The organism is Colwellia sp. (assembly GCF_013215345.1).
In the GTDB taxonomy this organism is placed as follows: domain Bacteria; phylum Pseudomonadota; class Gammaproteobacteria; order Enterobacterales; family Alteromonadaceae; genus Colwellia.
Genome location: NZ_JABSOV010000018.1, coordinates 30,748 through 44,981 on the forward strand (window position 1 = coordinate 30,748; position 14,234 = coordinate 44,981).

General features: G+C 39.6%; 15 protein-coding genes. 13 read left to right on the top strand and 2 right to left on the bottom strand.

Annotated elements, in window-relative coordinates:
• Positions 1-452: 452 nt before the first annotated feature.
• From HRT50_RS03955 to mgtE, 12 genes are all read left to right on the top strand, one after another.
• Complete coding sequence (locus HRT50_RS03955) at positions 453-1,433, top strand: calcium/sodium antiporter (RefSeq protein ID WP_291611550.1); 981 nt, start codon at positions 453-455, stop codon at positions 1,431-1,433.
• A 25-nt stretch (positions 1,434-1,458) separates the two neighbouring features.
• Positions 1,459-2,424 carry a KpsF/GutQ family sugar-phosphate isomerase gene (locus HRT50_RS03960; RefSeq protein ID WP_291611552.1) on the top strand — a complete coding sequence of 322 codons (966 nt, stop codon included), beginning with the start codon at positions 1,459-1,461 and terminating at the stop codon, positions 2,422-2,424.
• Positions 2,424-2,969, top strand: a complete 546-nt coding sequence (gene kdsC, locus HRT50_RS03965; RefSeq protein WP_291611554.1) for a 3-deoxy-manno-octulosonate-8-phosphatase KdsC — start codon at positions 2,424-2,426, stop codon at positions 2,967-2,969. The genes HRT50_RS03960 and kdsC overlap by 1 nt, the downstream gene beginning before the upstream one ends.
• A complete protein-coding gene (gene lptC, locus HRT50_RS03970; protein ID WP_291611556.1) occupies positions 2,966-3,535 on the top strand; it encodes an LPS export ABC transporter periplasmic protein LptC in 570 nt (189 codons plus the stop codon). The genes kdsC and lptC overlap by 4 nt, the downstream gene beginning before the upstream one ends.
• Positions 3,522-4,142 carry a lipopolysaccharide transport periplasmic protein LptA gene (gene lptA / locus HRT50_RS03975; RefSeq protein WP_291611558.1) on the top strand — a complete coding sequence of 207 codons (621 nt, stop codon included), beginning with the start codon at positions 3,522-3,524 and terminating at the stop codon, positions 4,140-4,142. The genes lptC and lptA overlap by 14 nt, the downstream gene beginning before the upstream one ends.
• Positions 4,132-4,887 carry an LPS export ABC transporter ATP-binding protein gene (gene lptB, locus HRT50_RS03980; RefSeq protein ID WP_291611560.1) on the top strand — a complete coding sequence of 252 codons (756 nt, stop codon included), beginning with the start codon at positions 4,132-4,134 and terminating at the stop codon, positions 4,885-4,887. Before lptA ends, lptB begins: the two co-directional genes overlap by 11 nt.
• Before the next feature lie 106 nt (positions 4,888-4,993).
• A complete protein-coding gene (locus tag HRT50_RS03985; protein WP_291611562.1) occupies positions 4,994-6,511 on the top strand; it encodes an RNA polymerase factor sigma-54 in 1,518 nt (505 codons plus the stop codon).
• 26 nt (positions 6,512-6,537) lie between these two features.
• A complete protein-coding gene (gene hpf, locus HRT50_RS03990) occupies positions 6,538-6,825 on the top strand; it encodes a ribosome hibernation promoting factor (protein ID WP_291611565.1) in 288 nt (95 codons plus the stop codon).
• 110 nt (positions 6,826-6,935) lie between these two features.
• Positions 6,936-7,406, top strand: coding sequence for a PTS IIA-like nitrogen regulatory protein PtsN (ptsN, locus tag HRT50_RS03995; protein WP_291611567.1), 471 nt, complete (start codon positions 6,936-6,938; stop codon positions 7,404-7,406).
• 21 nt (positions 7,407-7,427) lie between these two features.
• Positions 7,428-8,282: an RNase adapter RapZ gene (gene rapZ / locus HRT50_RS04000; RefSeq protein ID WP_291611569.1), complete on the top strand. Its 855-nt coding sequence runs from the start codon at positions 7,428-7,430 to the stop codon at positions 8,280-8,282.
• Between the two features lie 30 nt (positions 8,283-8,312).
• Positions 8,313-8,588, top strand: a complete 276-nt coding sequence (locus HRT50_RS04005; RefSeq protein WP_291611599.1) for an HPr family phosphocarrier protein — start codon at positions 8,313-8,315, stop codon at positions 8,586-8,588.
• A 460-nt stretch (positions 8,589-9,048) separates the two neighbouring features.
• Positions 9,049-10,407, top strand: coding sequence for a magnesium transporter (gene mgtE / locus HRT50_RS04010; RefSeq protein WP_291611571.1), 1,359 nt, complete (start codon positions 9,049-9,051; stop codon positions 10,405-10,407).
• Positions 10,408-10,554: 147 nt separating this feature from the next.
• On the opposite strand, the gene pmbA is transcribed toward mgtE, so the two are convergent.
• On the bottom strand, positions 10,555-11,916 hold the full coding sequence (pmbA, locus tag HRT50_RS04015) for a metalloprotease PmbA (protein ID WP_291611573.1): 1,362 nt from the start codon (positions 11,914-11,916) through the stop codon (positions 10,555-10,557).
• Positions 11,917-12,169: 253 nt separating this feature from the next.
• Here pmbA and yjgA point away from each other — a divergent pair, with 253 nt between their 5' ends.
• A complete protein-coding gene (gene yjgA, locus HRT50_RS04020; protein WP_291611574.1) occupies positions 12,170-12,694 on the top strand; it encodes a ribosome biogenesis factor YjgA in 525 nt (174 codons plus the stop codon).
• 65 nt (positions 12,695-12,759) lie between these two features.
• On the opposite strand, the gene tldD is transcribed toward yjgA, so the two are convergent.
• Positions 12,760-14,205 (bottom strand): metalloprotease TldD, encoded by a 1,446-nt coding sequence (gene tldD, locus HRT50_RS04025; RefSeq protein WP_291611576.1) that lies wholly within the window; start codon positions 14,203-14,205, stop codon positions 12,760-12,762.
• Positions 14,206-14,234 lie beyond the last annotated feature (29 nt).

A 14,234-nucleotide genomic window follows, 5' to 3' on the forward strand; every position in this document is an offset into this window, starting at 1 on the left:
TTGTTCATTAGAAATAAACCAATAACGAGGCAATAAGTGTAAAAACTCTAAGCTAATTTGTAAGAAAGTGATCGTTTTCGCTTAAAACTAAGACAAATTAATACTATTTCCCTGTTGTTGACATTATTTACTTCTTTTTTGCTCAACAACCAGCGACAATTTACTCATAATACCAATTCGATTCAGTTTGCTCCCAACTCAGAGCTATATTAGCGAGCTTAAAACAAGAAAAATTGATTAAACATAGTCATTCTATATTTCATTAATTTTGGGCAGTTATCAGTTTGCTAATAAGCTCCTAAAGGGCGAGTTTAAAAAGGTTCATATGCTGCGTTATTGATTTTGACAAGGGAATAACCATTCTCTGCAATCAATTTCTTGCCTCTAAACCTTTTTAATTCTCGCTGAGCGGGAAAAGACTTAGTCGACTAGGTATCACCTTGGAGTCATTAATGCTAGAACAAATTTTTATATTACTCATTGCCCTTATTGCTTTAGTTTGGAGCGCAGACAAATTCGTATTTGGTGCTTCATCATTAGCGAGAAATTTAGGCATTTCACCCATGATTATTGGTTTAACCATTGTTGCAATGGGTTCTTCAGCCCCCGAAATGATGGTAGCGGCAACGGCATCTTTGCAAGGTAATCCAGATACCGCCATTGGTAACGCCATTGGCTCAAATATTACTAATATTGCTTTGGTGCTTGGTATTACCGCCTTGTTACAACCTTTAACTGTATCATCACAAACAATAAAACGTGAAATCCCACTGATTTTAGCCATCACCGCATTAGGCTATTGGGTACTTAGTGATAACCACTTTAGTTTTTATGAAGGCATTATTTTAATGTCCGGCTTTGCTATTTACATCATTGCGCTACTCGTTATCACATTAAAGAGAACCCAAGGAAAGCCCAGTGATGACCCCTTAATTATTGAAGCTGAACATGATGTTGCCCCAGCAGTAAGTATGAAGTTATCTTTACTTTGGTTAGGCGTTGGAATCATTTTATTACCATTAAGTGCGAGCTTTTTGGTGGATTCTTCGGTATTTATTGCTAAAGCATTTGGTATTAGTGACCTAGTGATTGGCTTAACCATTATTGCTATAGGTACTAGCTTACCAGAGCTAGCCGCGTGTATTATGAGCATAATCAAAAAAGAAGACGATTTAGCCTTAGGTAATATCATTGGCTCAAATATCTTTAATATTTTAGCGGTATTGCCACTAGCTGCCCTCATTTCTCCCGGTGATATTGATCCCTCAGCCGCCAGTAGAGATGCACCCTATATGTTAGGTGTTACTTTATTACTATTTATTTTATGTTTTAGTCGCCGATTGGGCGCATTTAGAATTACTCGTGCAAAAGGCGTATTATTACTGTTAAGCTTTATTGCTTATCAAGTATTACTTTTTAGTCGATTATCATAAGCAGAGTTGATATAAATTAATCATTATGAAAAATTTCAAACAGTTAGCAAAAAACGTAATTGAGATTGAGCAGCAAGCCATTGCTGAATTAGTGCAATTCATTGATGATAGCTTTGAACTTGCCTGCCAACTTATGTTCCATTGTAAAGGTCGAGTGATTGTTATCGGTATGGGCAAGTCAGGTCATATTGGTGGAAAAATAGCAGCCACTCTTGCTAGCACTGGCACACCGTCATTTTTTGTTCACCCAGGCGAAGCCAGTCATGGTGACTTAGGTATGATCACCGGTAACGATGTGGTGTTAACCATCTCTAACTCAGGTGAAACCAGTGAAGTACTCGCTATCATCCCGGTGATTAAGCGCATTGGCGCGAAACTGATTTCAATGACGGGTAATAAGGACTCTACCCTAGCTAAATTAGCCGACACCCATGTTTGCATTAAAGTCTCTGCTGAAGCTTGCCCACTTGGTTTAGCGCCAACATCAAGCACGACCGCCGCCCTAGTAATGGGTGATGCCTTAGCTGTAGCCTTATTAAATGCCCGTGACTTTACCGCTGATGATTTTGCCTTATCTCACCCTGGTGGTAGTTTAGGTAAACGCTTATTACTGCGCCTCAACGATATTATGCATCAAGGTGAACGAGTGCCAGTGGTTTCTGAGCATGCACTTATCAAAGATGCCTTGGTTGAAATGTCATTGAAGGGCTTAGGCATGACCGCGATAGTTAACAATGAGCAGCAATTAGTCGGCTTATTTACTGATGGTGATCTTCGCAGAGTACTGGATAACAGAATAGATATTCACAGCGATAGTATTAGCACAGTAATGACCCACAACCCGCAGGTAGCGCAAAGTGATATGCTCGCGGCTCAGGCGCTAAAAATAATGGAAGATAAAAAAATTAATGGTCTTATCATTGTTGATAATAATAACCAGGTCGTTGGTGCGATGAATATGCATGACTTCTTAAGCTCTGGAGTACTTTAATGAACACTTTATACGGTAATGTTCAGAGCAACATTTTAGTCAAAGCTAAGCAAATAAAGTTACTGGTCTGTGACGTTGACGGTGTATTTTCTGATGGCAGAATATATTTAGGTAATGATGGTGAAGAGCTAAAAGCTTTTCACACTAAAGATGGCTTTGGCATAAAAGCTTTAGGTGCAAGTGGTGTTGCGGTAGCAATTATTACCGGTAGGAATTCTGCTATCGTAGCAAATCGTATGAAAGCTTTAAATGTTGCGCATATTATTCAAGGTCAAGAAGATAAACTGCCAGCACTAATCGAATTAGCAAAAAAATTAGCCATTAACCTTAGCGAAGTGGCTTATATTGGCGATGACGTGCCTGATCTGGCTTGTATTGAAGCAGTAGGCCTTGGTATTTGTGTTTCTGATGGTCATCCTCTGGTAATGCGTGGCGCAAATTACATTACTTTTACCCGTGGCGGTTTTGGCGCAGTAAGGGAAACATGTGATTTAATCATGCAAACTCAGGGTAGCTTAACCAGTGCGACAGGCGCTAGTGTATGAACCGGTTAAATAGCCTCACGCTATTTGTTTTACTGCTTAGTGCGCTAATATATGGCATTATCGAATGGCGTACCGCAGCCATTGAACAAGACACCTTAATTGTTGATGTAGAGCGCCCTGACTTTATCGCTGAGAAACTAAAAAGTAGAATTTATAATGAAATGGGGCAATTATCTCACACTATCGAAGCAGAGCGAATGGAGCATTATGCTGATTTAGAGGTGAGTTACTTTGAAGCGCCACATTATACTTTGTACCCGCAAAAAGATGGCCAGCCATGGAAAGTTAGTGCTCAAGAAGCGACACTGTACAAAGATAATCGTGTTGAACTCAAAACACAGGTCCTTATTCAGGCAACTGAAGTTGATAGCTTAATAAAAGAGATTCATTGCAAAAAAATAACATTAGATTTAAAAACCAATATAATTAGTTCAGAGCAAGCCGTTATTGTGGTCGGTAAAGACTTGACCATCTACGGCTCAGGATTAATTATCGATTTAAACACTAAACAAATGACAATAACCCAGCATGAACGTACTATTTATAAAAAACATGATAAAAGCTAATTTAAACTCAGGTACCTTAAAAGTACTCGCCCTAACTTGCAGCCTATTCTTATTCACTAGCGCCCAAGCTGCTAAAAAAGATTTAGAGCAAGAAATAACTATTAAGTCACAACGCCAATCTGCCGATCTTAAAAATAAAATCGCCAGTTATTTGGATAATGTTAGCATCCAACAAGGCTCTATTTCTATTACCGCCGATATAGTTAAGGTCTTTAGCAGTATCGATAAAAACAGCGGTGAAAAAACTGATACCTATCTAGCCAAAGGTAATCCAGCGGTCTTTCAGCAGAAACTCGAAGACGGTAGCTTAATTAAATTACAAGCCGATGAAATCACCTATATCCCTAACGCTAATATGATCACAATTTCAGGAAATGCCTTAGTCAAGCAAGCGGGTAGTGAAGTTAGAGGTAATGAAATTACTTACAATACCTTAAGCGAAAAACTAGAAGCACAAGGCTCGGAGAATCAGTCTGTTACTACCGTACTGCAACCAACAATATTAAAGAAACAAAAAGAAACTTACGAAAAGTCTAAAGCAGAAAAAACCTCTGATAAAGTAGTTGATAAAAAATCAGAAAAAAAAGGTAATGGCAGTGACAACTAATATCGATAGTAATCCCCCTAAAAACACTTTAATTGCCGAGGGTTTATCTAAGTCTTATAAAAGCAGGCAGGTTGTTAAAAATGTCAGTTTGCAAGTTGATGCTGGGCAAATAGTTGGTTTATTAGGGCCAAATGGTGCAGGAAAAACCACCTCGTTTTATATGATCGTTGGCTTAGTACCTAATGACAATGGCACCATTAAACTGAACGGCGAAGACTTAACGCTTGCTCCTATGCATGAAAGAGCTCGTCGTGGCATAGGTTATTTGCCGCAAGAAGCATCAATTTTTAGAAAACTCACCGTTTCTGACAATATCATGGCTATATTACAAACACGTAAAGAGCTTAATGAAACACAACGCGCAGAAAAGCTTGAACATCTCTTAGAAGAGTTTCATATCTGTCATATCAAAGATAATACCGGTATGAGCTTATCAGGTGGTGAACGACGACGTGTTGAAATTGCCCGAGCATTAGCGGCAGACCCGCAATTTATTTTATTAGATGAGCCTTTTGCCGGTGTTGATCCTATTTCGGTTGGCGATATTAAAAAAATAATATTACAATTAAAGCAACGAGGTATCGGTATATTAATTACCGATCATAATGTAAGAGAAACTTTAGACGTTTGTGAACATGCTTATATAGTTAGCCACGGTGAAATAATTGCCCAAGGCAACGCCGAGCAAATTCTTGCTAATCAAAAAGTGAGAGATGTATACCTAGGCGAACAATTCACGCTATAGTAAAGCTATATAAAGTAGCTCTAGCCAGAACAGTTTAATAGCAAAGTAGTTAAACATTACCAGTGATAACTGCTAAGAATAATAAATAGGAAAACATATAACCTAGATGCGCCCTACATTACAGCTCCGTATTGGACAACAATTAACCATGACTCCCCAATTGCAACAAGCAATCAAGCTGCTGCAATTGTCGACATTAGAGTTACAACAAGAAATTCAAGAAATTTTAGAAAGCAATCCATTACTTGAGCTTGATGAAAAAATTCAAAGTGAAAGTACTGGTGAACAAAACAACCTCGAAGAAGCTTTTACAACCAGTACCTCTGAAACTAGCACTGAGTTGCCAACAAGTGACGGCAGTGAAGAGCAACCGGCAAGTATTGACGAAATTTGCACCACTGAGGCCATGGAAAAAAAGGACATCCCAGAAGAGCTTAATATCGATACTACCTGGGAAGAAAGTTACAGTGCAGGGGTTTCCAATACCGGCGCAGTCAGCAGCCCCGCAGATGATTATACCTATCAAGGTGAAACCACTGATTCCATTCAAGATCATCTCTTGTGGCAAATGGAATTAACGCCGTTCACTGATACCGATAAAACCATTGCTATTGCTATTATTGAAGCGGTTGACGATGCCGGATACTTAACAGTATCACCAGAAGATATTCTTGAAAGTGTTGGTACCGAAGGCCTTGAGCTCGATGAAGTGGAAGCGGTCTTAAAACGTATTAATATGTTTGACCCCATTGGTGTCGCCGCTCGCTCAATTCCTGACTGTTTACTTATTCAATTAAATCAATTTAGTGTCGATACCCCTTACCTAAAAGAAAGTAAATTAATTATCAATGAGCATATTGATTTACTTGGTAACCGAGATTATCGTCAGTTAATGCGGAAAACTAAGCTAAAAGAAGATCAACTGCGTGAAGTGATGCGCTTGATCCAAAGCTTAAACCCTCGCCCAGGTGATGCTGTTATTAAAGGCGATGATCAATATGTTATTCCTGATGTAACCGTTGAAAAGAAAAATGGTCGTTGGGTGGTTGAATTAAACTCTGACACAGCGCCAAAGCTATCTATTAATCAGCAATATGCAGCCATGTCTAAAACAATGAAATCATCAACCAATGATGGTCAATTTATTAGATCTAACTTACAAGAAGCTAAATGGTTTATTAAGAGCTTAGAGTCTCGCAATGACACTCTGCTTAAAGTTTCTAACTGTATTGTGCAACGCCAGCAAGGTTTTTTAGAACATGGTGCTGAAGCGATGCGCCCTATGGTACTAAACGATATTGCCGAAGCAGTTGATATGCATGAATCGACCATATCGCGAGTTACTACACAAAAGTATATGCACACCCCTAGAGGCATCTTCGAGTTGAAGTACTTCTTCTCCAGCCATGTTAGTACTGAAAATGGTGGTGAGTGTTCGTCTACAGCAATTCGCTCTTTAATTAAAAAATTTATCTTAGCGGAAACGCCTGCTAAACCGTTAAGTGATAGTAAAATGGCTGATATATTGGCCGAGCAGGGAATAAAAGTGGCACGACGCACTATTGCTAAATACCGTGAATCATTAGCGATACCGCCGTCTAACCAACGTAAGAGTTTACTTTAGAGTACTACAATAAAAGGATCATGCTTATGCAAATTAATCTTTCTGGCCATCATGTAGAAGTAACACGTTCATTACGCGAATATGTAGATACTAAATTCTCAAAACTAGAGCGACATTTTGATCATATCAATAATATTCACGTCGTACTTACCGTAGAAAAGCTTAACCAAAAAGCAGAGGCCAATGTCCATATAAATGGTAGTGAAGTTTTTGCCTCAGCGGTTAACGGCGATATGTATGCCTCTATTGATACTTTAGTTGATAAGCTTGATCGACAAATCCTTAAGTATAAAGGTAAGCTAGCTCAGCACTAAGCTGAACTAAACTATAACAACGCTTTAAATGTAATTAAAGCATGTAAAACCTGGCGCCCTAAGCTAAATGAATTAGCACTATTGGGCGCCTAAATACCACTAACACCATTATGCAATTATCAGAAATATTAACTATCAGCTGTACCAGCTGTGATGTAAAAGTTACCAGTAAAAAACGCATTCTAGAAAGAATTTGTCAACTCGCCGCCAATCAAGTTGGAGATATAGAACAAGATGAGCTATTAGAAAGTCTACTCAATAGAGAGAAAATGGGTAGCACAGGTATAGGTAACGGCATTGCCATACCGCATGGTCGATTACCTAATACCAGTAAAGCTGTCGCCGTGTTAATAACAACCGAGCAAGCGATTGACTTTGACGCCATAGATAATAGAAACGTCGATATCTTTATTGCTTTATTTGTCCCAGAAAACAGCTGCAAAGAACATTTAAAGACCTTACAAAGTATCGCTCAGTTATTTAGTGATAAAAAGGTGATTAAGCAAGTGCGAAGGTGCCATGATAATCAAGCCCTCTATAACTTAATTCAACAAGCTAGTCATACCATAGATGCCATATAGTAACGTACACGGAATTCAAGAATGAAACTACTTATAGTCAGTGGCCGCTCAGGCTCAGGTAAATCAGTTGCCCTACGCGTGTTAGAAGACCTTGGCTACTATTGTGTCGATAACATCCCTATTAATCTCCTTCCGGCATTAACTCATACTGTAATTAATGACTATGAAAACGTTGCGGTCAGTTTAGACGTGCGTAATTTACCTAAAGACCCGCAAGATATTCCGGAAATTATTGCTTACTTACCCAAAGCAGTTGACGTTAATACGCTATTTCTTGATGCCGACGATAAAGAGTTAATCAGACGTTTTAGTGAAACACGTCGTTTACACCCGCTTATTAAAGAGAATATGGCCCTTGAGCAAGCAATTGCCCTAGAAAAATCATTATTAGAGCCAATATCAACTAATGCCGGTTTATACATAAATACTAGCCAGCTGACTCCTCATCAACTAGCTGATTTAGTTAGGGAAAGGATTTTAGGCAAAAAGACTGGTTCCATGGTCCTAGTCTTTGAGTCGTTTGGTTTTAAACATGGTATTCCTGCCGATGCTGATTATGTTTTTGACGCAAGGTTTTTACCTAACCCTTTTTGGGAGAAATCTCTTAAGGGTAAAACAGGCGTCGATCAAGAGGTCAAAGATTTTCTTGCTAGCCAAGCAATAGTTACTAAGTTTATATGGCAAATTAACAGCTTTATGATGACATGGTTACCGCATTTAGAACGTAATAATCGTAGTTATGTCACCATAGCTATTGGTTGTACTGGTGGTAAACATAGATCTGTTTATATCGCAGAAATGTTAGCAAAAAACTTCCGTAAAGAGCGCGAAGATATTCAAACGCATCATAGAGATATTCATATTAAATCAACCTAGCTAAACGGATAGTCAATGAGCGCAATAGTATTGCAAAAAAAATCTCAACAAGTGACCATTTGTAATAAATTAGGCTTACATGCTCGTGCGGCTACTAAACTCGCGCAATTAAGCCAAAAGTTTTCCGCAAAAATCACCCTAGAATTGGCAGGTAAACAAGCCGATGCTAGTAGTATTATGGCGCTGATGCTATTAGCGGGTGGCCAAGGAAAAACCGTCAACATTACCGCTCAAGGCGAGGATGCGCAGCTAGCTTTAACTGAAATATGCCAACTTATTTCTGATAAATTCGATGAAAACGAATAACATAAAACGACTAAAGCAGCACCTAGCTCAAGATAAAAAAGCTGATAAAACCACTGAGTTACGATAAACTTAAACTGTTTTCCAAAGAAAGCTTTTTTCTTTTCATCATCAAATACCCCTAAGTATCGCCAATTTCCTCAGCGATACTCTCTTGAAGGGTTTTCTGTGTAATATATACCCGTTCCACTTGAAAGTGCAGGGTTCAGCTGGAATTATAAGTGCCTTTAGGCAAGACATTGATTGAAGATAATGGTTGCTCCCTTGTCGAAATCAATAACGTAGCATAAAGCGTTTATAAACCAGCCTTTTGAGGGAAAACTGAGCAAACCATATTCGTTGTTACATTTGTTTTTAAGGGAATAGCCATTAACAATAAATGTGCCTTATTATGATTCGCTCAAGTTTCCTGAAACGAGCATCTTCAAGTTGAACGGGTATACACTAAAGAAGCAGAGTCGCTATGCCAGAAATATCAGAACAAGAATTTAACCAAAAAAGACTACAGCAAGTTAACGAAGCACTTGGCAGTGGTATGTTCGTCTATGTACGAAAACTGCTGCAGAACATGCCTGCTTACGATCTAGCCCTTATATTAGAATCCTCCACCGCAAAAAGTCGACCGGTACTCTGGCAACTTATTGATCCTGATTTTCATGGTGAGGTACTCGAAGAGCTTAATGAAGAAGTCCGCAAAGGCATTCTTAAAAGCATGCGACCGGAAAAGCTTGCGGCTGTTGCCGAAGGCATGGACGTTGATGATTTAGCTGAAGTTCTACGTACCCTACCTGACAGTACTTTTAACGAAGTACTTAATTCGATGGACTCGCAAGACCGTAGCAGAGTCGAAACGGCATTATCTTATGAAGAAGATACTGCTGGCGGCATAATGAATACCGACACTATTACCCTACGTCCCGACGTAAGTGTTGATGTAGTGTTACGTTATTTGCGTCTAAAAGGTGACTTGCCCGAGGCAACCGACTCCTTCTATGTTGTTGATCGTAGTAATCGTTTTATTGGTGTAGTGTCACTTGCTGCCATAGTGACAGCCAAAGCAGATGTGATTGTCTCTCGTTTAATCAAGGCGGAAGTTGAAGCGGTACAAGCCGATATGGATGAGCAAGATGTTGCTCAGCTCTTTGAACGTCACGATTGGTTTTCTGCCCCCGTTATTGATAAACATGGTCACTTACTCGGTCGTATAACCATTGATGACGTCATCGATATCATTCGTGAAAACGCAGAGCATTCCATGATGAGTATGGCCGGTTTAGACGATGAAGCAGATACCTTTGCTCCGGTACTCAAGAGTACTAAGCAGCGCTCATTGTGGCTGGGTGTTAACCTTATTACCGCATTGATGGCTGTAGCCGTTACCAGTATGTTTGAAGGTGTATTTCAACAACTAGCCATTTTAGCCGTATTAAATTCTTTAGTACCAAGTATGGGTGGTGTTGCCGGTAATCAAACCTTAACATTGGTTATTCGTGGTATGGCATTAGGCCATGTCGGTGACAGTAATGCTCGGGCACTATTGAGTAAAGAAGTAGCGATTGGCTTTTTAAATGGCATTATTTGGGCGACGTTAATTGCTACTGTCGTAGCTATTTGGAAACAAGATTTAATGCTTGGTGGCGTTATTGCTTTCGCCATGTTGATGAATATGACTGCCGCAGGACTTGCTGGTGTAAGTATTCCATTGATATTAAAACGTATGAAGATAGACCCTGCGCTGGCAGGTAGTGTGATTATTACCACAGTCACGGATGTAGTGGGTATCTTTGCTTTCCTAGGAACAGCAACGTTATTACTTACATAAAAAAGTCTTACCTAGTAACTGTTATCTATTTACAGTTTTTCTAGTACTTGATACAGGATACCTAGTAATAATTTAGCTAGTCTCACTTATAAAAAAGCGTTATCAATGAAACCATTGATAACGCTTTTTATTTTAGCAATAGAGGAACTAGTGTCCCGCGACTTGCATTTCATCAATCAAAATAGAGCCAGTTCTGATACTACCGCGTAAATCAACATCAGAGCCAACGGCAACAATTCCTTTGAACATCTGCGCTAAATTTCCAGCGATAGTAATTTCACTCACTGGGTAAGCAATTTCTCCGTTTTCGACCCAAAATCCTGCCGCGCCGCGAGAGTAATCACCATTAATAACATTAACGCCTTGGCCCATTAATTCAGTTACCAGTAAACCTGTTCCTAGTGTTTTTAACATAGCATCAAAGCTACCATCATGACCTTGTGCGTCGACGAACCAATTATGAATACCACCGGCATGGCCTGTAGTAGTTAGTCCTAATTTACGGGCTGAGTAGCTAGTCAATAAATAGGTTTGTAATGCACCTTGGCTAATTATCTCCCTATCTTGGGTTAATACGCCTTCACTATCAAAAGCGCTACTGGCTAACGCTTTAGCAATATGAGGTCTTTCACTGATATTCAAAAACTTAGGGAATACATCATTACCAATGGCATCAAGTAAAAATGACGATTTACGATATAAATTCCCGCCACTAATCGCGGCAATAAAGTGTCCCCAAATGGTATTGGCAATATCCGCTCTAAATAATACCGGTACTTTTCCAGTCGCTATTGTTTGCGGTTTTAAGCGAGATAGCACCTCTTTCGAAGCTTGTAGACCAATATTTTTTGCACTTTCAAGTAAATAAAAATCTCGATTAACCGTGTAGGCATAGTCGCGTTCCATATCGTCACCATCGCTGGCAATCATCACACAGCTTAAACTATGGCGAGTGCTTGGGTAGCCCACCAACTGGCCATGGCTATTACCATAGACTTTAAAGCCAGAAAAACTATCAAAGCTCGCACCGTCTGAATTACTAATACGTGGGTCTACTGCTAAGGCGCTTTCCTCACATTCTTTAGCCAGTTCAATTGCTTCTTCGGTACTGATTTCATGTGGATGATATAAATCTAAATCAAGTGGCTGCATTGCTAACAGTGCTTTATCCGCTAAACCTGAGCAATCATCAACCGAAGTATACTTAGCAATATTTACTGCAGCGGTAACCGTTTTAGTGAGTGCTTGTTCGGATAAGTCAGCTGTAGAAGCACTGCCTTTACGCCCCTGCCGATAAACAGTAATACCTAAAGCGCCATCATTAGTAAATTCAACATTTTCTACTTCACCCATGCGAGTACTAACACTTAAACCTTGTTGACGGCTCATTGCCACTTCAGCGCCATCTGCGCCAAGAGATTTAGCGAGTTCAAGTACAGTAGCAACACGTGCTTTTACTTCACTGAGTTGTTGGTAGATTAGATCATTCGATTTGGAGGCTGGGGTCATATTGGTTTCTACTTTCTCTTTTCTTTTTAAGGAGTAACAAGGTTAAAACAGTAACTTTACATATTAAGTACTGTGAACTATCGAGATTATATTAAGCTATTTTCTTGGCGCGACTAAGCTGGATACCGCTCGCCGTGATTAAAACGCTTTTATCTCGAACAAGGTTTGACCGCAAAAGATCAACAGCCCCTATAAATTTAGTGATATAATAAGGGTAATTATTATTTATTTTACCATGGTATTAGACATTATTATGCCCCAGTCAGCCAACGATATCGACGATTCATCACAAGAAATGGAAGAAGAATTTAAAAGTAAAACCGAAATAAAGCGTGAAATGCATAAACTGCAAGATTTCGGCCAAAGCTTAGTGGACATGTCTAAGCATCAGCGTAGTCGTCTGCCTTTAAGTGAAGACCTAAAATATGCCATGGTTTTAGCTGACAAGATCTCCAATAAACATGAAGCTTTGCGTCGCCACATTCGTCATATAGCTAAAATATTATTGGAAACTGACCTAGAGCCAATTCATCATGCTATCGAAGTTATGGCTAATAAGCATCAACAAGAATCGGCAAAATTTGTCCGTTTAGAAACTATTAGAGATGAATTAATAGCGCAAGGTAATGACGCTGTTGAAGCATTAATAAGTGAATTTCCTAAAATTGAACGACAAAAAATCAAGCAGTTAGTTCGCAATGCCGCGAAAGAGAAAAAAGCTGAAAAACTAGGTAAACATTATAAAAACTTGTTCACTTACCTAAAAGCTAATGCCTAAAAGGCAAACCAGTAAGTATCAGCAAGCACTATTAATAGTGCTTGCTGAACTATTAAACTAGCTAATTACTGGGTACCACCAATAGTCATCTCATCAATTTTCAGCGTCGGTTGACCGACACCAACAGGTATACTTTGGCCATCTTTACCACAGATACCAACACCGGCATCAAGCTTTAAGTCATTACCCACCATGCTGATTCGTTTCATCGCTTCAGGACCATTACCTATCAAGGTAGCGCCTTTTACTGGTGAGGTTATTACACCATCTTCAATTAAATACGCTTCTGAAGTGGTAAAAACAAATTTCCCAGAGGTAATATCAACCTGACCACCGGCAAAGTTTGGCGCATAAATACCTTTTTTCACTGACTTTATAATATCTTCAGGGCTAGACTCACCAGCTAACATATAAGTATTAGTCATGCGAGGCATAGGTAAATGCGCATAAGATTCACGTCGTCCATTACCTGTGGGTTTTACCCCCATTAGACCGGCATTATGTTTATCTTGCATGTAGCCTTTTAAGATACCCTTTTCGATTAAGACGTTATATTGTCCAGGTGTACCTTCATCATCTATAGTAATAGAGCCTCGACGATTAGCTAAGGTGCCATCATCAACAATGGTACAAAGCTCGGAGGTAACTTGCTGACCAATTTTACCAGAAAAAGCCGACGAACCTTTACGGTTAAAGTCACCCTCTAAACCATGACCAACGGCCTCATGCAATAATACTCCAGGCCAACCGGCTCCCAGCACCACTGGATAAGTACCTGCTGGGGCTTCAATGGCAACTAAATTAACTAACGCTAGTCTAACCGACTCTTCGGCATAAGCCAGGTAACGTGCTTTGTTATCGCCAGGTTCAACTTCAAAGAAGTAACTGTAATCAGTACGTGCTCCACCTCCAGCACTTGCGCGCTCTCGTTTGCCATTTTCTTCAACTAACACTGAGCAGTTTAACCGTACTAATGGACGGATATCCGTACCATAAGTACCATCGCTGGCACTGATTAAAATAGTTTCATATACACCGGAAATACTCGCAATAACCTGTTTAACCCGACTATCAGTTTGACGCGCATGTGCCTCGATCTTGTGCAGTAAATCAATCTTTTGTTCTTGGGTTAAACTGCCAAGTGGCTCAACGGCTTGATAAACCTGAATAGGTGATTGACGAGTAAAAGCTTTAACGGTAGCGCCTGTACCACTATCAGCAATACCTTTAGCTGCATCAGCGGCCTGTTGCAGTGCTTCAGGAGATATTTCATCCGAATATGCAAAGCCGGTCTTTTCGCCGGAAATTGCTCTTACACCAACGCCACGCTCAATATTATACGAGCCTTCTTTAACAATACCGTCTTCTAGCACCCAAGATTCATGCTGACTCGCTTGAAAATATAAATCAGCATAATCAACTTTTCGTCCCATCATGCTTCTTAAGGTTTTTGCTAATACTTCATCATCAATATGACTATCACTTAATAAGGATTTTTCAACACTATTCATTAGGTATAAGCTCTACTTCTATGTTCTTT